General features: G+C 38.3%; 18 protein-coding genes and 1 riboswitch. Of the genes, 16 read left to right on the forward strand and 2 right to left on the reverse strand.

All coding sequences use genetic code 11. From position 1 onward, the window contains the following. Window positions 1-63: 63 nt before the first annotated feature. Together uvrC and ACXAE4_RS04285 are read left to right on the forward strand one after the other, a co-directional pair. Entirely contained in the window at window positions 64-1,830 is a 1,767-nt protein-coding gene (uvrC, locus tag ACXAE4_RS04280; protein WP_028411757.1) for an excinuclease ABC subunit UvrC, read from the forward strand. Window positions 1,831-1,895: 65 nt separating this feature from the next. Beyond that, a riboswitch (Lysine riboswitch) is annotated at window positions 1,896-2,073 on the forward strand. Window positions 2,074-2,214: 141 nt separating this feature from the next. After that, entirely contained in the window at window positions 2,215-3,447 is a 1,233-nt protein-coding gene (locus tag ACXAE4_RS04285) for an aspartate kinase (RefSeq protein ID WP_028411756.1), read from the forward strand. A 51-nt stretch (window positions 3,448-3,498) separates the two neighbouring features. Here ACXAE4_RS04285 and ACXAE4_RS04290 read toward each other — a convergent pair whose 3' ends face one another. Continuing rightward, window positions 3,499-4,026 (reverse strand): YslB family protein, encoded by a 528-nt coding sequence (locus tag ACXAE4_RS04290; protein ID WP_028411755.1) that lies wholly within the window; start codon window positions 4,024-4,026, stop codon window positions 3,499-3,501. A 489-nt stretch (window positions 4,027-4,515) separates the two neighbouring features. On the opposite strand from ACXAE4_RS04290, the gene ACXAE4_RS04295 reads away from it, so the two are divergent. The 13 genes from ACXAE4_RS04295 to ssuD all read left to right on the forward strand — a co-directional run bounded on the left by ACXAE4_RS04295 (window position 4,516) and on the right by ssuD (window position 15,585). After that, entirely contained in the window at window positions 4,516-5,124 is a 609-nt protein-coding gene (locus ACXAE4_RS04295; RefSeq protein WP_028411754.1) for a succinate dehydrogenase cytochrome b558 subunit, read from the forward strand. Window positions 5,125-5,153: 29 nt separating this feature from the next. Next, the gene (gene sdhA, locus ACXAE4_RS04300; protein ID WP_013059399.1) at window positions 5,154-6,941 is read left to right on the forward strand and encodes a succinate dehydrogenase flavoprotein subunit; all 1,788 of its coding nucleotides are present in this window, start codon (window positions 5,154-5,156) and stop codon (window positions 6,939-6,941) included. A 3-nt stretch (window positions 6,942-6,944) separates the two neighbouring features. Next, on the forward strand, window positions 6,945-7,718 hold the full coding sequence (gene sdhB, locus ACXAE4_RS04305; protein ID WP_013059398.1) for a succinate dehydrogenase iron-sulfur subunit: 774 nt from the start codon (window positions 6,945-6,947) through the stop codon (window positions 7,716-7,718). Window positions 7,719-7,781: 63 nt separating this feature from the next. Next, window positions 7,782-8,231, forward strand: coding sequence for an acyl-CoA thioesterase (locus ACXAE4_RS04310; RefSeq protein ID WP_028411753.1), 450 nt, complete (start codon window positions 7,782-7,784; stop codon window positions 8,229-8,231). Between the two features lie 174 nt (window positions 8,232-8,405). Then, a complete protein-coding gene (gene gerE / locus ACXAE4_RS04315; RefSeq protein WP_013059396.1) occupies window positions 8,406-8,630 on the forward strand; it encodes a spore germination transcription factor GerE in 225 nt (74 codons plus the stop codon). A gap of 203 nt (window positions 8,631-8,833) precedes the next feature. Next, window positions 8,834-9,160: a hypothetical protein gene (locus tag ACXAE4_RS04320; RefSeq protein ID WP_028411752.1), complete on the forward strand. Its 327-nt coding sequence runs from the start codon at window positions 8,834-8,836 to the stop codon at window positions 9,158-9,160. A 148-nt stretch (window positions 9,161-9,308) separates the two neighbouring features. After that, the gene (locus tag ACXAE4_RS04325; protein ID WP_013085158.1) at window positions 9,309-9,809 is read left to right on the forward strand and encodes a cation:proton antiporter regulatory subunit; all 501 of its coding nucleotides are present in this window, start codon (window positions 9,309-9,311) and stop codon (window positions 9,807-9,809) included. Beyond that, a complete protein-coding gene (locus ACXAE4_RS04330) occupies window positions 9,810-11,024 on the forward strand; it encodes a cation:proton antiporter (protein ID WP_028411751.1) in 1,215 nt (404 codons plus the stop codon). Window positions 11,025-11,157: 133 nt separating this feature from the next. Further along, window positions 11,158-11,955 (forward strand): ABC transporter ATP-binding protein, encoded by a 798-nt coding sequence (locus ACXAE4_RS04335; RefSeq protein ID WP_080754460.1) that lies wholly within the window; start codon window positions 11,158-11,160, stop codon window positions 11,953-11,955. A gap of 33 nt (window positions 11,956-11,988) precedes the next feature. Continuing rightward, a complete protein-coding gene (locus tag ACXAE4_RS04340; protein ID WP_028411749.1) occupies window positions 11,989-12,975 on the forward strand; it encodes an aliphatic sulfonate ABC transporter substrate-binding protein in 987 nt (328 codons plus the stop codon). Window positions 12,976-12,985: 10 nt separating this feature from the next. Further along, window positions 12,986-13,840, forward strand: coding sequence for an ABC transporter permease (locus tag ACXAE4_RS04345; RefSeq protein WP_028411748.1), 855 nt, complete (start codon window positions 12,986-12,988; stop codon window positions 13,838-13,840). A 69-nt stretch (window positions 13,841-13,909) separates the two neighbouring features. After that, window positions 13,910-14,464, forward strand: a complete 555-nt coding sequence (gene ssuE, locus ACXAE4_RS04350) for an NADPH-dependent FMN reductase (protein ID WP_028411747.1) — start codon at window positions 13,910-13,912, stop codon at window positions 14,462-14,464. Next, window positions 14,461-15,585 carry an FMNH2-dependent alkanesulfonate monooxygenase gene (ssuD, locus tag ACXAE4_RS04355; protein ID WP_289578487.1) on the forward strand — a complete coding sequence of 375 codons (1,125 nt, stop codon included), beginning with the start codon at window positions 14,461-14,463 and terminating at the stop codon, window positions 15,583-15,585. The genes ssuE and ssuD overlap by 4 nt, the downstream gene beginning before the upstream one ends. A gap of 66 nt (window positions 15,586-15,651) precedes the next feature. Here the strand turns inward: ssuD and ACXAE4_RS04360 are convergent, their stop codons facing one another. Next, the gene (locus ACXAE4_RS04360) at window positions 15,652-15,858 is read right to left on the reverse strand and encodes a hypothetical protein (protein ID WP_013059387.1); all 207 of its coding nucleotides are present in this window, start codon (window positions 15,856-15,858) and stop codon (window positions 15,652-15,654) included. Between the two features lie 238 nt (window positions 15,859-16,096). On the opposite strand from ACXAE4_RS04360, the gene ACXAE4_RS04365 reads away from it, so the two are divergent. Continuing rightward, a complete protein-coding gene (locus tag ACXAE4_RS04365) occupies window positions 16,097-18,115 on the forward strand; it encodes a penicillin-binding transpeptidase domain-containing protein (RefSeq protein ID WP_289578485.1) in 2,019 nt (672 codons plus the stop codon). Window positions 18,116-18,526 lie beyond the last annotated feature (411 nt).

Raw genomic sequence — 18,526 nt, forward strand, 5'->3', positions numbered from 1 at the left:
TAGGTTACGCTTCATAAGCGATTGTATAGATGGACAGAGTAAGAGAAGAGGAAGGAGAAAAGTATGAACGATTATTTAAAAGAAAAGCTGGCTATTTTACCGGATCAGCCCGGCTGTTACTTGATGAAAGATAAATATGGAACGGTCATTTACGTAGGAAAAGCAAAAGTATTAAAAAATCGAGTACGTTCCTACTTTACCGGATCTCATGACGGAAAGACGCTTCGACTTGTAAACGACATTGTCGACTTTGAATATATCGTCACATCTTCTAATTTAGAAGCGCTTATTTTAGAAATGAATTTAATTAAAAAGCATGACCCAAAATACAATATTATGCTTAAAGATGATAAGGGCTATCCGTTTATTAAGATTACAGCTGAAAAACAGCCCCGACTTGTTATTACAAGAAAAATAAAAAAAGATAAAGGGAAATACTTCGGTCCTTATCCTAATGTTCAAGCAGCAAATGAAACAAAGCGGCTTCTTGATCGCATTTATCCGTTAAGAAAGTGCTCCACTATGCCAGATAGGCCTTGTTTGTATTACCATATCGGGCAATGTCTAGCTCCTTGCGTAAAAGAGGTAAAAGAAGAGCAAAACAAACAAATTATTGAAAATATCACGCGGTTTTTAAATGGTGGATATGAGCATGTCAAAACAGAGTTAACTGAAAAAATGTTAAAAGCTTCAGAAGAACTTGACTTTGAACGGGCTAAAGAATACCGAGATCAAATTGCTCATATCGAAGCGACAATGGAAAAGCAAAAAGTAACGTTTAATGATTTTGTTAATCGAGATGTGTTTGGCTATTCTTACGATAAAGGCTGGATGTGTGTTCAAGTTTTCTTTATTCGCCAAGGGAAATTAATTGAGCGAGAAGTTTCTATGTTTCCTTTTTATAAAGAGCCAGAAGAAGATTTCTTAACTTTTATCGGTCAGTTTTATGCCAAAAATATTAAGCCAAAAGAAGTGATGGTTCCAGCAACGATTGATGCAGAGTTAGCTGAGAAGTTAGTAGAAGTAGAGGTTCAGCATCCAAAGCGAGGCAAAAAGAAAGAATTAGTAGAACTTGCGTGTAAAAATGCAAAAATTGCGCTCGGTGAAAAATTCTATTTAATTGAACGAGATGAAGAGCGTACAGTTGGCGCAGTTGAACGGTTAGGAGAAGAGCTTGGAATTGCCGCTCCTTATCGGATTGAAGCATTTGATAACTCAAATATTCAAGGAACAGACCCAGTTTCTGCGATGATTGTTTTTGTTGATGGGAAACCGGAAAAGAAAGAATATCGCAAATATAAAATTAAGACGGTAAAGGGACCAGATGATTACAGTTCCATGAGGGAAGTCGTTCGCAGACGGTATTCCAGAGCATTAAAAGAAGGTCTTCCGCTTCCGGATTTAATTGTTGTAGATGGAGGCAAAGGGCATTTAGCTGCAGTACAGGACGTTCTCGAAAATGAATTGGGACTTTTAGTGCCTACAGCAGGTCTTGTCAAAGATGATAAGCACAGAACCTCCAATCTGATGATTGGTGAGCCTCCTCAAATCATACCGCTTGAACGCAATAGTCAAGAATTTTATTTGCTTCAGCGAATTCAAGATGAAGTTCACCGCTTTGCGATTACCTTCCACCGTCAAGTGCGCTCTAAGTCCGCTTTTCAGTCAGTTCTGGACGACATTCCGGGAGTGGGAGAAAAGCGTAAAAAAGCTTTGTTAAAGCATTTTGGTTCGGTGAAAAAATTGAAAGAAGCAACGATTGAAGATATTCGAAATTCAGGTGTTCCTCAGAACATTGCTGAAAAAATTTATGAAACATTGCAAAAATAGTCTTGAAATAATAGAAAATATTTGATAAGCTATTAACTAATTTCATACGACACTTCATCAAATGAAGTGAAGATAGAGGTGCAAATTTAATCAGTACGCATCAGGAAGGGTATGAGCCCTTATGAACGATGCGGAAAGGGAAATTTGCCGAAGTGAACATTACCTCATAGTAATGATTGCTGGTTCTGCGTTGAATAAACGTAGGATTGTCAAGATGTAGATTCTTGGAGAGCTATCTCACGGCAGTGGACGGTTATGTTTTATAATTTTCGTTCGTTAAGCAATGAGAGCTCATCTCATTGCTTTTTTTATTGTCTGAGTAAAAAAATTTAGCTTCTCATCATCCTGCATATGCAAATTTATTGAAAAGGAATGAACAAAATTATGGCATTAATCGTTCAAAAATTTGGTGGAACATCTGTTGGTTCTGTTGAACGTATTCAACATGTAGCAAACCGTGTTATTCAAGAAGCAGAGCGCGGTAACCAAGTAGTAGTTGTTGTATCGGCAATGGGCAAAACCACAGATGCACTGGTGAAATTAGCAAGTGATATTACGGACAGTCCAAGTAAACGCGAAATGGATATGCTTCTTACAACTGGAGAACAAGTAACGATTTCCCTGTTAACAATGGCTCTTCAATTCAAAGGTCATGAAGCCACTTCGCTAACAGGTTGGCAAGCTGGTATCCAGACAGAAGCAGTTCACAGCAATGCACGAATCCAGCACATTGACACGACTCGTATTCAAAGCCAATTAGATAGAGGTCGAATCGTAGTAGTAGCTGGATTCCAAGGCTGTTCAGAAGATGGAAGCATTACAACATTAGGTCGAGGCGGCTCTGACACGACGGCAGTAGCTCTTGCCGCGGCACTAAAAGCTGCAAAATGTGATATTTATACAGACGTAACAGGAGTGTTTACGACGGATCCGCGCTACGTAGAAGATGCTCGTAAACTTCATTCTATTTCATATGACGAAATGTTAGAATTAGCCAATTTAGGAGCAGGGGTGCTGCATCCGCGCGCTGTTGAGTTTGCAAAAAATTATCAGGTACCGCTAGAAGTGCGTTCAAGCTTAGAAAACGAGAATGGAACGATTGTTGAGGAGGAAGTTTCAATGGAACAAAACTTAGTCGTAAGAGGAATTGCGTTTGAAGATAATATTTCACGGGTGACAATTGAAGGGTTAAACAACGAGTTACAAACTCTTTCTACTATTTTTACAGCATTAGCAAAAGAACAGTTAAACGTGGATATTATTATTCAAAACGTAACGGCTAATAATCGCCTCTCTATCTCATTTTCTATTAAAACTGTAGACGTAGAAGCTGCTCTTGCCGTCTTAAAAGAGTATAAATCTACTTTGGGGTATACGCGTATTGAACATGAAAGCGGTCTGGCTAAAGTATCGATTGTGGGATCTGGCATGATTTCTAATCCAGGTGTTGCAGCCGAAATGTTTGAAGTGCTGGCAGGAGAGAAAATTGAAGTGAAGATGGTCAGCACGTCTGAAATTAAAGTATCTACAGTTGTACCGCATGCTGATATGGTAAAAGCTGTTGAGACGCTTCACGTAGCATTTGAATTAGAAGAGCAGCAGGCAGTGCAAGTATAAAGAAGAGAAAAAAGACGTGGTATCTCCACGTCTTTTATATATACGTATTTCTTACTTTTTATAACGCTCCGCACGGGTTTCGGTAGGTAAGATATCTTTTCGGTCCCACTGCACGGAAATCAGCACTTTTCCGTTCTTTTCTTTAGGTGTTAAGTAGGCTTCTGTTAGGCAGTTGTTTTGACGCTGAATCTGTTCAGCCACAAATCCTGACTCAAGATGAAATGAACAAGTTTCCTGCTGAAATCTTTTGCTGACCACATCACCTGATAACTCAAGCTCTAGTGAATATTTATCTTTTTTGGCAAGCGTCAGTGTTCCCCAGGAAGCTGCTTTAAAAAAAGCGACGATTTCATCCATTGTATTTAATGGATATTTACGCGCAAGGTGTTTTCCTGCCCAGTATGAGATGGTATTCGTTTCGTCTCCAAGAAGCTCTGGAATCAACACGTCACGCAAAAGACTGTATCCAAAATATGGAACGTGATCAAGAGCTCTCTCTGTTTCAGCTGCGGCATTAGGTTCTAATGTTTCCATCGTCTCTTCAAGTTCTTGCTGTGATTCTGTTTGTAAATTGCTCATGCTTTCCCCTCTTTCTTTACTACTATTATATACAAATCTAAAAAACCTCTCACGCATTTTTTTAATAAAATGTAAGAGGATCTTTATTATGGTAAAAAGAGTTAGATGTAAAGATAAAAAATCCATAAAATTACTTTTAAAAGGGTACTTTTACCTGTGTAAATGTTTTGTGAACTTGTTTACAATAAAAGTATAAAGTAAACGCTTACTTAACTGTGGCAAGCGATATTATAATAGAAAGAAAAAATCTTTAACATCAATGTAGTAAGCGTTAACAAATATAAAATTTTATAAATTTATATTTTATAGAAGATTTAAACATCTTGCCTTGACGCTCTTAATCGATGGGAGTAAAATTAACCTGTCACATACTTTATTAGGAAATGCAAAGGTTTTCATTTCCTGTATTCACGATTAATCTATTTGTCTAGTGGGAGTAAGAAAGTTCTTCACAAACTATGTTCATTTAACTAAGGGGGGTCTACGCAGATGGCGGCAAACAGAGAGTTTCAATATCGGAGAATCCATTCACTACTTGGAGTAATACCAATCGGGATTTTCTTAACACAGCATTTAGTTGTGAATCATTTCGCGACAAAGGGAGAAGAATCATTTAATCAAGCAGCTCACTTCATGGAGAGCTTACCTTTCCGCTATGCTCTAGAAATTTTCATTATTTTCTTACCAATCGTTTTTCACGCAATATACGGTCTTTACATCGCATTCACTGCTAAAACAAACGTTAACAACTATGGATTTTTCCGTAACTGGATGTTTATCCTTCAGCGTGTTTCAGGTGTAATCACACTTATCTTCATCACATGGCACGTATGGGAAACCAGAATACAAGCTGCGCTTGGAAAAGAAGTAGATTTTCAAATGATGGAACGAATTTTAAGCAACCCAGCAATGTTTGCATTCTACATAGTTGGTGTTGTATCTACGATCTTCCACTTTGCAAACGGTCTATGGTCATTTGGAGTTAGCTGGGGGTTAACTGTAACACCACGTTCTCAAAGAATTTCAACTTATGTGACATTAGCAATCTTCTTAGCACTTACATTCGTAGGTGTTCGTACATTATTCGCATTTGCATAAAATTAAGGTTTTGAAGGAGTGGGGTTCCGATGAGTAACGGAAAAATCATCGTAGTCGGTGGCGGTTTAGCTGGCTTGATGGCAACAATAAAAATTGCTGAGTCTGGCAAGCAAGTAGATTTATTTTCACTAGTTCCGGTAAAAAGATCTCACTCAGTTTGCGCGCAAGGTGGAATCAACGGAGCCGTAAATACGAAAGGTGAAGGAGATTCACCATGGGAACACTTTGATGACACAGTGTATGGCGGAGACTTTTTAGCCAACCAGCCACCTGTAAAAGCAATGTGTGAAGCAGCTCCTGGTATTATTCACTTACTTGACCGTATGGGTGTTATGTTTAACCGTACTCCTGAGGGTTTGTTAGACTTCAGACGATTTGGCGGAACGCAGCATCACCGTACGGCTTTTGCTGGAGCAACAACGGGTCAACAGTTATTGTACGCATTAGATGAGCAGGTTCGTCGCTATGAAGTTGCCGGACTTGTGACAAAGTACGAAGGATGGGAATTCTTAGGTGCTGTTCTTGATGATGAGCGCAGCTGTCGCGGAATTTCTGCACAGAATTTAAAATCAATGGAAATTAAAACGTTCCCAGCTGATGCGGTTATTATGGCTACAGGTGGACCTGGTATTGTCTTTGGAAAATCGACGAACTCAGTTATTAATACAGGTTCAGCGGCATCTATCGTGTATCAGCAAGGTGCATACTATTCAAACGGAGAGTTTATTCAAATTCATCCAACTGCTATCCCGGGAGATGATAAGCTTCGTCTTATGAGTGAATCTGCTCGTGGAGAAGGCGGACGCGTTTGGACATATAAAGACGGTAAACCTTGGTATTTCTTAGAAGAAAAATATCCGGCATACGGTAACTTAGTACCTCGTGATATTGCAACTCGTGAAATTTTTGACGTCTGCGTAGCGCAGAAGTTAGGAATTAACGGAGAGAACATGGTTTATCTGGACCTTTCACATAAAGATCCAAAAGAGCTAGACATTAAACTTGGAGGTATCATCGAAATCTATGAAAAATTCATGGGCGATGATCCGCGCAAAGTACCAATGAAGATTTTCCCAGCCGTACACTATTCAATGGGCGGTTTATGGGTGGATTACGATCAAATGACAAATATCCCTGGCTTGTTCGCAGCTGGTGAGTGTGATTATTCGCAGCACGGAGCGAACCGTTTAGGAGCAAACTCATTATTGTCAGCTATTTATGGCGGTATGGTTGCTGGTCCTAAAGCCGTTGAATACATCAATGGTTTAGAAAAGAGCGCAGATGCTATTTCTTCAAGCGTATATGATCGTCATGTGAAAGAAGAAGAAGAGAAATGGAACAATATCATGAATCTTCAAGGTACAGAAAATGCATACGTTCTTCATAAAGAGCTAGGGGAATGGATGACTGACAACGTGACAGTCGTACGATACAATGACAAACTGTTAAAAACAGATGAAAAGATTCAAGAATTAATTGAACGCTATGATCGTATTAACATTAATGACACGGCTAAATGGAGTAATCAAGCGGCAACATTTACTCGTCAGCTTCAAAACATGCTCCAGCTTTCACGTGTTGTAACGCTTGGAGCTTACAACCGTAACGAAAGTCGCGGTGCTCATTATAAGCCGGATTTCCCAGATCGTAACGATGAAGAATTCTTAAAAACAACAATGGCATCTTTCGTTGATAAGAAAACGGCTCCTTCTTTCCATTATGAAGAGGTAGACGTATCGTTAATCAAACCGCGTAAGCGCGACTACACAAAGAAAAAAGATGAAAAACCAAAAAAACAACAAGAGGGGGTTCGTTAATCAATGAGTGAACAACAAACAGTCCAAAAGACAGTGCGCTTCATTATTACACGTCAAGATTCAGCTGAATCTGCTCCTTACAATCAGGAGTTTGAAATTCCGTATCGTCCGAATATGAACGTTATTTCAGCACTGATGGAAATCAGACGTAACCCTGTTGATGCTTCAGGTAAAGAGGTTGCTCCGATAAACTGGGAAATGAACTGTTTAGAGGAAGTATGTGGAGCCTGTTCAATGGTTATCAACGGTAAACCTCGTCAGTCATGTACAGCTCTTGTTGATAAACTAGAACAGCCGATTCGCTTGCAGCCAATGAAAACATTCCCTGTTGTTCGTGACTTGCAGGTAGACCGCAGCCGTATGTTTGATTCACTGAAAAAAGTAAAAGCCTGGGTTCCGATCGATGGCACATACGATTTAGGACCAGGACCGCGTATGCCTGAAAAGAAACGTCAGTGGGCGTATGAGTTATCCAAGTGTATGACATGCGGCGTTTGCTTAGAAGCTTGTCCAAACGTAAACGACAAGTCAAACTTCATCGGTCCAGCACCGCTTTCTCAAGTTCGCTTGTTTAATGCCCATCCAACCGGTGCGTTAAATAAAGGAGAACGTTTAGAGACGATTATGGGTGATGGAGGGCTAGCGAACTGCGGGAACTCTCAAAACTGCGTTCAATCATGTCCAAAAGGAATTCCATTGACTACTTCAATCGCAGCTTTGAACCGCGACACAACAATTCAAGCATTCAGAAGTTTCTTTGGTAGCGATCAAGTATAACCACTCAAAACCTCTCCACGTGGAGAGGTTTTATTTTGTCTATGACGAACGGAGGAAATACAGATGAATAATATTTCGTATATTGAAGACATGGATCACTGGAAAGAGTCATTTTCGTTTAAGCAGAAAATCAAGGTAAGATTTTCGGAAACAGATATGTTTGGGCACTTAAATAATACGGTTCCTTTTGTTTATTTTGAACAAATACGTACGGAATTCTTTCACCATATTGGCTTTATGCAAAAGTGGACGAGTGAGTATGAGGGAACGATACCGGTGGTGGCTGATTTGCAGTGCGACTATGTCAAACAAGTGTATTTTGGCAACGTGCTAGCTGTTTTTGTAAAGGCCCATAAAATCGGACGTTCTTCGGTTGATTTACACTATATGATTCAAAATGAGCAAGGAGAGGTTGTACTCACGGGGAGAGGAACAATGGTGCAAATTTCTAAAGAAACAGGAAAAAGCGTGCCTTGGAATGAAGAGATGAAAAGGTGTTTATCGACTATATAAAAATGGCTTGAAGGCTCTTTCTTCAGGCTTTTTTTCTTTTTCAAAGGTAAAAAAGAGTTTTTTGCATATTTTTTCTAAAACTAGTAACCGCGTAGGCATACCGCACATAAGATATGTTGACTAAATTTACACCCATCCGATAGTTCAACTCAGGATCAGGCAAGGAGGGTTACATTGAAAGAAAAAGAGTTTCAACCTAAACCGCTACTTACAAAGCGTGAACGAGAAGTATTCGAGCTTTTAGTACAGGACAAAACAACAAAAGAAATCGCGAGTGAACTATTCATTAGCGAAAAAACAGTTCGAAATCATATTTCTAATGCGATGCAAAAGCTTGGAGTCAAGGGGCGTTCTCAAGCAGTCGTAGAACTCCTTCGAATGGGAGAACTTGAACTATAACATGAGCTGGCTTTCTTTTTAGAAAGCCAGCTTTTTGTATATTTTTTTAAGTATCGCATATGTATCTAAAAAGAATATCATTAAGAAAATATTATAAAAAAGGTAAATCTTTATAAAAGAAACTTATTGCTTGAAATTGAATTTCAGAGTACGTATACTTTTAAGTAAGGAGATACTACTTCAAAAGAAAGAGAGGTGAGATGATGAAAAATGTATGGTTAGGGGTATTATTATGCATGATATTCTGCTTGCCTTTTGCGAGTTTGCCAGATAAATTTATTGATAATGACTTTGAAAAAGTAAAGGTCACAAAAAGTTCGGTACAGCATTACACGGATATCGTGCACATGTCTCCAGGAGCTAAGCACAGCGTCAAACAAATAGGATCTCTAATACAAAGTGTGATAGTAACTTTTGCTTTAGTATGGGTGAGTACCAAGCTCATCATTCCGACGCATCAAATTGCGTATTTTTTCCTCAAGAAAACACTTTTTTATCCAAAAATCTTTCAATCAAGTTACCTCAATTAAATAAAAAAGGTTGAAATTTCAGCAGCCTTTTCTTCAAACCTAAAATTACCTACTATTCTTAGGCTTATTTGTCATGGGGATTTTCTATACAAATAATGCAATGAAAATTTAATATTCTTCTTAAAAACTTTATAGGAGTGATCATTCAATGATGATTAAAGAAACGGAATTACCAGGAATCGGCCGTAAATTTGAAATTGAGACAAGCGGAGGAAACCGTGTGGTCGTTATTATTCATGATGATGGACGACGCGAAATCTACCACTTCGATCAAAAAGATTTAGAAGAAAGCATTTTTGACATTACGTTAACAGATACGGAATCAAGACAGCTAGCTGCAATTTTAGGCGGCATGATTTACAAGCCAAAAGCAATGGAAACCATTGAAGTGGCATTCAATGACTTAGTGATTGAATGGTACAAAGTTGAAAAACAGGCCAAAGCTCACAGTAAAACAATTGGCGAAATTGACGTTCGCAGCAACTATGATGTCACAATCATCGCTGTCATTAAAAACACGCAAAAAAAATTATCCACCCCAGGACCAGATACGTTAATTGAAGAAGGAGATACGCTTGTCATCTCTGGTGAAAGAGGAAATTTAAAAACGCTCATTAAAGAATTGCTTTCACAAGGAGGTAGTTCATAATTGGATCATTTAGTATTTGAAGTTGGGACAGCTTTGTTACTAGTCGCTTTAGCGGCTATACTAGCACATAAATTTAAATTTACGATTATTCCATTCCTCATTCTGCTGGGCATGGCGGTTGGTCCCCATGCTCCTGAGTTTGGCTCATTCAGTTTAAAGTTTATTGAAAGCCAAGAGATTATTGAATTTATGGGGAGAATTGGAGTTCTCTTTTTACTCTTTTATTTAGGGTTAGAATTTTCAGTTGGAAAGTTAATTAAATCAGGTAAGTCCATCGCGGTGGGAGGATCTATTTATATTTTAATTAACTTTACCTTAGGATTATTGTATGGATACCTGACAGGAAATCCTCTTCTTGAAGTGCTGATTATCGCTGGAATTATTACGATTTCGTCCAGCGCAATTGTCGCAAAAGTATTGGTTGATTTAAAACGAACGGCAAATCCAGAAACGGAATTGATATTAGGGATCATCATGTTTGAAGATATTTTCTTAGCGGTTTATCTTTCTGTCGTTTCAGGGTTGGTGCTTGGAGACCACGGATCGCTTGCTGGATCTTTAACATCTATTTTAATTGCGTTTGGCTATATGATGCTGTTCTTTATCATTGCTCGAAAAGCTACGCCTCTACTAAATAAACTTTTAAATATTTCATCGAATGAAATCTTTATAATCGTCGTTTTTGCGGTATTGTTTTTTGTGGCAGGCTTCTCAGAAACAATTCACGTGGCAGAAGCAATTGGAGCATTATTGCTTGGGCTTGTATTTTCTGAAACAGAACATCGCGATCGGATTGAACATCTTGTCGTACCGTTTCGTGATTTCTTTGGAGCCATCTTTTTCTTCAGCTTCGGATTAAGTATTGATCCTCTCACGCTCTGGGATGCAGGCTGGCTTGCCCTTGGAGCAGTTGCGCTTACGATTATTGGTAACTTTACAGCCGGTATGATTTCAGGAAGAAAAAGCGGGCTGTCACACAAGGCTTCTACCAATATTGGATTAACAATCATGTCACGAGGTGAGTTTTCAATCATTATGGCTAACATCGGAATTGAAGGAGGATTATCGGCCATCCTTCAGCCATTCGCTGCGCTTTATGTATTGATTTTAGCTATTATTGGTCCTTTGTTAACGAAGGAGTCTAAGCATATATACGGATTTTTAAACTCAATATTTAAATGGAAAAAACCAAATCCTCAAGAATCTAATGGATAAAATATATAAAACACAGTTGACAAATCGGATTAATATGATAAAATTCAAAATAATCCAATAACAAATCAGTTAACTATAGCAACGGGCTGATCGGTCAACCGAAAGCTCCTACCTTTTTTAGGTAGGAGCTTTTATGTTTTTAGGTGAAATAGCTTTTGATTTAAAAATTCAAGGAGGAGGAATTGCTGTGAGTGTCGTGATTCAATCGGTTAACCGCTCATTTCAAAAAGGAGAACAAGTAACTCAAGCATTGCGAAATGTAAATCTTACGATTAATAAAGGTGAATTTATTACCATTATTGGTCCGAGCGGATGCGGAAAAAGTACGCTGCTTAAAATGATCGCTGGACTTGATATAGATTATGAAGGGCGCATTGAAATCAACGGGAAGCACATAGCCGGACCTAGCATTAAACAAGGAATGATCTTTCAAGAACACCGCTTGTTCCCGTGGCTTAATGTGGAGCAAAATATAGCGGCTGACTTATCGCTGAAAGATTCGAACGTTCGGCGCCGCGTAGATGAGCTAATTGATATTGTCAGGCTGAAAGGATTTGAAAAAGCTTATCCTCGAGAACTATCTGGGGGGATGTCTCAACGAGTTGCGATTGCGCGTGCTCTTTTAAGAAATCCAGAGGTTTTATTGTTAGATGAACCGTTTGGTGCGTTGGATGCTTTTACTCGCACTCATCTGCAAGATGTGCTGTTAGACATATGGAAAAAAGAAAAAACAACCATGATTTTTGTTACCCACGATTTAGATGAATCCATTTACTTAGGAACTAAAATTGTGATTATGAGTGCCAGACCAGGAGAAATTAGTCGGGTTGTTCCAGTAGAAATTAGTCATCCGCGAAAAAAGACAGAACTACCTTTTCAGCAGCTAAGGCAGCAAGTGCTGAAAGAATTTGAAGAAGCAGGAGAACATTAAAGATTCAATCAGACAGAGAAGGAGACAGAACAGATGAAAAAGCTACTTTTAACTGCAGCTATTGTACTTGTTCTCGCATTGGCTGGGTGCGGGACGAAAGAAAAAGCGAGCGGCGAAGATTCGAAAAACGTTACGATCAATATTGGCATTCAACAAAGCCTAGGACCTTTAATGCTGGCACAAAACCAAAAATGGTTTGAAAAAGAATTTAAAAAAATAGGTGTAAACGTTAAATGGACAGAGTTTCAAAGCGGTCCTCCGCAATTTGAAGGGTTAGCATCTGGACACTTGGATTTCGGCCAAGTTGGAAACTCACCGGTTATTTCTGGTCAAGGGGCAGATATTCCATTTTTAGAAATTGCTAATTCGAGCGACGGATTAAAAGGAAATGCTATTTTAGTAGGAAAAAACAGCAAGATTAAAAGCGTAAAAGATTTAAAAGGTAAAAAGATTGCGGTTGCCAAAGGCAGCAGCGGTTTTAACTTATTGTACAGAGCTCTTGATCAAAATGGGTTAAAGCCAAGTGACGTAAAGATTATTCAGCTTCAGCCAGACGAAGCTCAGCCAGCATTTGAAAATGGGTCAGTGGATGCATGGTCAATTTGGGAACCGTTTATCTCCCTGCAAAACTTAAAAAATGAAGCTCGTATTTTAGCAGACGGCGATTCGTTAAAGGTTGCTTCACCAGGCTTTACTATTGTAAGAGAAGGCTTTGCAAAAGATCATCCAGAGTTAGTCGTTAAGTTTTTACAAGTTTATCAAAAAGCACTTGAATGGCAAAACGAACATTTTGAAGAATCTGTGGATATTCTAGCAAAACAAAAAAATCTAGATAAAGACGTAGTAAGACAAGTGTTAAAAAATAATCCTGCCTATAATCGCCCAACCTCTAAAGAAATTATTGCAGAACAACAGCGAACAGCTGATTTTCAACAATCTTTAGGCGTTATTAAAAAGAAAATTGATACGGGAGATGTCGTTGATAATTCATTTATTGAAAAAGCATTAAAAGAAAAATGAGGTGATGAAAATGAGTAAAACATCCGTGGTTTCAGGACATGTCCAGTCTTCAGCAGCTCACTTGCAACAAGTGAAAAAAAGAAAGGAAGAAGCGAAAAATAAGCAGGGAATTTTCCTTCGTTCTCTCGTCGTGCCAATTTTGCTTATCGTCGTGTGGCAAATCATTGGTTCTGCAGGCTATGTATCTAAAACCGTTCTTCCTACACCTGTTGATATTGTACTTTCTTTCAAACAGCTCATCGTATCGGGAGAACTCGGAGCTAATCTTCAAATCAGTATTTTACGTGCTGCCATAGGTTTTGCCGTTGGAGCTGGTCTAGGTTTACTATTTGGTGTTATTGTCGGTTTCTCAAAGAAAACGGAGCACTATATGGATCCATCCATTCAAATGCTTAGAACTGTTCCTCACCTTGCCTTGGCTCCTTTATTTATCTTATGGTTTGGCTTTGGGGAAATTTCAAAGATATTGCTAATTGCAAACGGTGCGTTTTTCCCAATCTATGTTAATACGTATTTAGGCATTCGCGGCGTTGATTCGAAATTATTTGATGTTGCGCGTGTTCTGCAATTTAGTAAATGGAAACAAATCACGAAACTCATTTTACCAGCCGCTCTTCCTAATATTTTACTTGGTGTCCGATTGTCTTTAGGTATTGCATGGCTCGGACTGGTAGTAGCTGAATTAATGGGAGCAAGTGAAGGTGTAGGATATATGATTATGGATGCTAGGCAGTTTTCTCAAACAGATGTAGTTTTTGTCGGAATTATCATTTTTGCTGTTGTAGGCAAATTAACTGATTCATTTGTCCGAGTATTAGAAAAGCGTCTTCTTAAATGGAGAGACAGCTACGCAGGTGAAAAATAAAAGAAGGATTTATATACTTATTAATCCTTGTAAATCTATCAGTTTTATAAGTTAAAAGGAGAGATGATAATGAGTCAGTTTACAATTATTACGGGAAGCCCTTCAAAACAATCAAGGTCAGCTGCTTTAAGTGAGTATATTGCAGCATATCTGCAAAATGAAAAACATGAAGTAAAAACCGTGCATGTCCGCGATTTACCAGCTGAAGACTTACTATATGCTAACTTTTCTAGCCCTGCGATTCAAGAAGCTCAAAAGAAAGTGGCAGATGCTGATGCCGTTATTATTGTCAGCCCAATCTATAAAGCTAGCTACACAGGAATCTTAAAAACATTTTTAGATTTAATACCTGAAAAAGGTTTGCACAATAAAACCGTGCTGCCGATAGCTACAGGGGGAACCATTGCTCATCTACTGGCTCTTGATTATGTATTTAAGCCGACATTATCCGTTTTAGGAGCTACTGCTCTTATTCATGGAGTTTATATTGTTGATTCTGAGGTGGCCTATACGAAAGAAAATGAAATTGAGTTTATTGCGGAAGAAGCAGAAGCGAGAATTAAACGTTCATTAAAAGAGCTTGAATATCATCTAGAACAAACGAAAAGGAGTGTTGAATCATGAAAATGTTATGGTTTATTCCTTCCCATGGAGATGGAAGATATCTAGGGACAAATCGAGGAGGTCGTTCAGCAGACTATTCATATTTTCGGCAAGTTGCTCAAGCAGCTGACCGGTTAGGATTTGAAGGAGTTCTGATTCCAACGGGGAAATCATGCGAAGACCCGTGGCTATTGGCTGCTTCACTTATACCTGAAACAGAGCGTTTGAAATTTTTAGTAGCTGTACGTCCGGGCATTATGGCTCCTTCCGTGGCAGCGCGCATGACTTCGACTCTTGATCGAATTTCAAACGGTCGTTTACTAGTTAACGTAGTAGCAGGAGGAGATCCAGCAGAATTAGCCGGAGACGGCCTTTTCTTATCACATGATGAACGTTATGAAGCTGCGGATGAATTTTTAGATGTGTGGAAAGGGTTATTGGCTGGAGCTACGGTTAATTATGAAGGAAAACATATTCATGTAGAGAACAGTGAGCTGTTGTATCCACCTGTTCAAAAACCTTCTCCACCTATTTATTTTGGCGGATCTTCACCCGCAGGACAAAAAGTTGCAGCAAAACATTCTGACGTGTATTTAACGTGGGGAGAGCCTCCTGAACAAGTAAGAGAAAAAATAACGGCTGTGAGAAAGCAAGCAGAAGCAGAAGGCAGAACCGTTAAGTTTGGGATTCGTTTGCATATTATTGTACGGGAAACGGAAGAAGAAGCTTGGGAAGCAGCCGATCGATTAATTCAGCATTTGGACGACGACACAATTCAAGCTGCACAGCGTACTTTTGCAAGGTATGACTCAGTTGGGCAGCAGCGAATGGCGAGCCTTCATAGAGGAACCCGAGAGGAACTTACGATTAGCCCTAACTTATGGGCAGGTGTGGGGCTCGTCCGGGGAGGTGCAGGAACTGCCCTGGTAGGCAGTGCTGAAAATATAGCGAAACGAATAAAAGAATATGAAGCTTTAGGAATTGAATCTTTTATTTTATCAGGCTATCCGCATTTAGAAGAAGCTTATCACGTAGGAGAGTTATTGTTCCCGCTTTTAAATATTGATGAGGGTGAAGGAAAGAGTGAAAGCATCGGTGAGATTATTGCAAACGATAGGTTTCCAAAAGCTTCAACCTCGTAAAAGAAGAACCGGTGAATTTTTCACCGGTTCTTCTTTTACATTCATCTCAGCCGAGAGACGAGTCCGTTAAATTGTTGGTTTTGGTTTTTCAGGTGCAGCTTGTTTATCTTTTCGACTTTCTTGAATATATACTTTAAAGAGAAAAATATTTAAACAGCCCAGTGTGAGGAATAACGGTGCAAAATAATATTCTTGAGACATAAGTAGGACGAAAACGCTTCCAAAACAGAACAGAGAACTAAACATAAAGTAAAACTGTAAGAATCTTCTCATTTTAGTCGCCTCCTATTCTTTTTCTTCTTACACTTATTATATCAAATACTTTCCAAAAAAGACACAAAATATTCACAAAATGTTCAATTTTTTTCTTATTTACCTATTGATTTTTTTGTCGATATGTAAATTAAGTGGGTTGTAATACCAATTAATTCCTGGGTGTAACTTTCTGATGGAAAGTTTATGTAAAATTTTATATGATAGAAATGGTATTGAAAAAAGGGGGAAAATCATCATGAGACGAATTGGGTGGCTATTTTTTATTATGGCAATTCTCTTACTCATAACTGCCGGTTGCTCAAATGATCAACAGAAAGCACAGAATCGATTTGATAAATATGTAGCCATGTGGAATAAAGAAGATTTTGAAGGTATGTATGGATACTTGTCTAAAGATGCTAAAAAGACGATTTCAGAAAAAGACTTTGTAAATCGATATAAAAATATCTATGATGCAATTGAAGCGGACAAGCTTAAAGTGAAGGCAAGTAAAATAGAAGACTTAGAAATAAAAGACCATAAAGCTGTTTTACCTTTTGAAGTAAACATGAACTCTGTAGCCGGTGAAATCTCATTTAAAGAAAATGCTGCTGTGGTTCAAGAAAAACAAGGGGATACAGAGAATTGGTATATTAATTGGAAGCCTAATATGATTTTTAAAGGACTTGAGCAAGGAGAGCAAGTAAGAGTAGCTACTCAGTCAGCTGTGCGTGGAGAAATTATGGATCGTTCAGGGAAATATTTAGCTCAAAACGGAGAAGCGATTCAAGTTGGAGTTGTTCCCCAGCAGTTTTCTAAAGGCGGCGAGCAAGCGATACGACAATTAAGCAAGACTCTTGCTCTTTCGGAAAAAAGTATTAATCAAGCACTGAGCGCTTCTTGGGTGAAAGAGAATCAATTTGTTCCTATTAAAACAGTTAGTCAAAAAGACGCCTCTAATTTAGAGAATTCTTTGAAAAAAGTAGAAGGCATTCAACAAAAAAAGGTAAATGCGCGCGTATATCCTTGTGAAGAAGCGTGTGCTCATTTAGTTGGATACGTTGCGCCTGTCACAGCGGAATATTTAAAAGAGCATAAAGATGAAGGTTATAATGCTCAGTCTAAAGCTGGAATGATTGGCTTAGAGTCTTTGTATGAAGATAAGCTTCGTGCTCGAGACGGCGTCACGATTTATACTGTAGATAAAGATGATAATAAAAAGAATGAAATTGCAAAAGTGAATCCAAAAGACGGGGAAAGCATTCAGGTTACGGTAGACACGAATGTTCAAAAATCCCTTTATGAACAGTTAAAAGATGAAAAAGGAGTAGCTACTGCTCTTCAACCTAAAACGGGAGAAATATTAGGTCTTGTAAGCACGCCAGCTTTTGATCCGAATTCTTTTTCTTTTGGAATCGATGCTAATACGTATCAATCCCTTTCAACGAATCCTAATAAGCCGTTAATGAATCGTTTTACCAAAACGTATTCTCCGGGATCTACATTTAAGTTAGTCACCGGAGCTTTAGCGGTTGATGAAGACGTGCTAAATCCAAATGAAAGTATATCAATCAGCGGGAAGAAATGGCAGAAAGATAAAAGCTGGGGAAATTTCTACGTAACACGAGTGGGCAGCAAACCGAATGTTAATTTACGTGATGCTTATGTTACATCTGATAATATTTATTTTGCGCAGACTGCTTTGAAGCTAGGTTTAGACAAATTTAACAGTGGTTTAAAACAGTTTGGGTTTAATCAAAAATTGCCTGTTAATTATCCTTTTGAAACGTCTAAAATTGCAGGTGATCAAGATATTAAAGATGAGGGAGTATTAGCAAACTCTGGCTATGGCCAGGGGAAACTGCAAGTGAATCCTCTCCACTTGGCATTGATGTATACATCGATTGTAAACGATGGAAATATAGTAAAGCCTATTCTTATGAACGGTGATGAGAGTGGAATATGGAAAAAACAAGTAATATCTAAAGAAACGGCGCAATTAATTCAAAATGATTTAGTTGATGTCATTGAAGATAAAAACGGTACGGGTCATGCAGCAAAGATAGATGGGTTAACCTTGGCTGGAAAAACGGGAACAGCAGAGCTAAAGAAAACTCAAGGTGAAAAAGGGCAGGAAAACGGATGGTTTGTAGCTGTGGACACAAAACAGAAAAACTTACTCGTTTCAATGATGGTTGAAGGGGTAGAGGATAAAGGCGGAAGTCATTACGTCGTGCCGAAAGTAAAAAATGTATTTCAGCAATATAATAAGTAAATAATAAAAGCCAGTTCTAAAAGAGCTGGCTTTTATTATTTACACAAGGGGAGTAATGTTAAGTTTTTGTAAATCCCAATTTTATACAAACTCTTAAAACCCTTATTTTAAAAGGAATCAACGTATTATTGTTAATGTATTGTAAAGAAGCCTAAAAAAATGTGTTTGAAAAGTTATTGACAATTAACAATAATAGGAGTAATTTTTGACTTGGCGTAAAAAAATGAATCGCATAACCTATAGGTGAAAGAACCACATTTTGGGACTTTTGCTCTGGTAAACGTTTGTTTTTTTAGAATTTTTTGATACACAAGAGAGGTGGTTTCTCTCGTTATAGTAATGAACAGCTAGGTTTTATCCATTACTTTAAATGAAAAAAGAAACTAGAACACATATAAAAAGATAGAGAGA

Source organism: Priestia sp. ABM2_011, from assembly GCF_056158845.1.

What these genes read in the sequence shown, in the direction of transcription:
- uvrC (WP_028411757.1), top strand. Translation starts at nt 64, where the DNA reads ATGAACGATTATTTAAAAGAAAAGCTGGCTATTTTACCGGATCAGCCC.
- ACXAE4_RS04285 (WP_028411756.1), top strand. Translation starts at nt 2,215, where the DNA reads ATGGCATTAATCGTTCAAAAATTTGGTGGAACATCTGTTGGTTCTGTT.
- ACXAE4_RS04290 (WP_028411755.1), bottom strand. Translation starts at nt 4,026, where the DNA reads ATGAGCAATTTACAAACAGAATCACAGCAAGAACTTGAAGAGACGATG.
- ACXAE4_RS04295 (WP_028411754.1), top strand. Translation starts at nt 4,516, where the DNA reads ATGGCGGCAAACAGAGAGTTTCAATATCGGAGAATCCATTCACTACTT.
- sdhA (WP_013059399.1), top strand. Translation starts at nt 5,154, where the DNA reads ATGAGTAACGGAAAAATCATCGTAGTCGGTGGCGGTTTAGCTGGCTTG.
- sdhB (WP_013059398.1), top strand. Translation starts at nt 6,945, where the DNA reads ATGAGTGAACAACAAACAGTCCAAAAGACAGTGCGCTTCATTATTACA.
- ACXAE4_RS04310 (WP_028411753.1), top strand. Translation starts at nt 7,782, where the DNA reads ATGAATAATATTTCGTATATTGAAGACATGGATCACTGGAAAGAGTCA.
- ACXAE4_RS04320 (WP_028411752.1), top strand. Translation starts at nt 8,834, where the DNA reads ATGAAAAATGTATGGTTAGGGGTATTATTATGCATGATATTCTGCTTG.
- ACXAE4_RS04325 (WP_013085158.1), top strand. Translation starts at nt 9,309, where the DNA reads ATGATGATTAAAGAAACGGAATTACCAGGAATCGGCCGTAAATTTGAA.
- ACXAE4_RS04335 (WP_080754460.1), top strand. Translation starts at nt 11,158, where the DNA reads ATGTTTTTAGGTGAAATAGCTTTTGATTTAAAAATTCAAGGAGGAGGA.
- ACXAE4_RS04340 (WP_028411749.1), top strand. Translation starts at nt 11,989, where the DNA reads ATGAAAAAGCTACTTTTAACTGCAGCTATTGTACTTGTTCTCGCATTG.
- ACXAE4_RS04345 (WP_028411748.1), top strand. Translation starts at nt 12,986, where the DNA reads ATGAGTAAAACATCCGTGGTTTCAGGACATGTCCAGTCTTCAGCAGCT.
- ssuE (WP_028411747.1), top strand. Translation starts at nt 13,910, where the DNA reads ATGAGTCAGTTTACAATTATTACGGGAAGCCCTTCAAAACAATCAAGG.
- ssuD (WP_289578487.1), top strand. Translation starts at nt 14,461, where the DNA reads ATGAAAATGTTATGGTTTATTCCTTCCCATGGAGATGGAAGATATCTA.
- ACXAE4_RS04360 (WP_013059387.1), bottom strand. Translation starts at nt 15,858, where the DNA reads ATGAGAAGATTCTTACAGTTTTACTTTATGTTTAGTTCTCTGTTCTGT.
- ACXAE4_RS04365 (WP_289578485.1), top strand. Translation starts at nt 16,097, where the DNA reads ATGAGACGAATTGGGTGGCTATTTTTTATTATGGCAATTCTCTTACTC.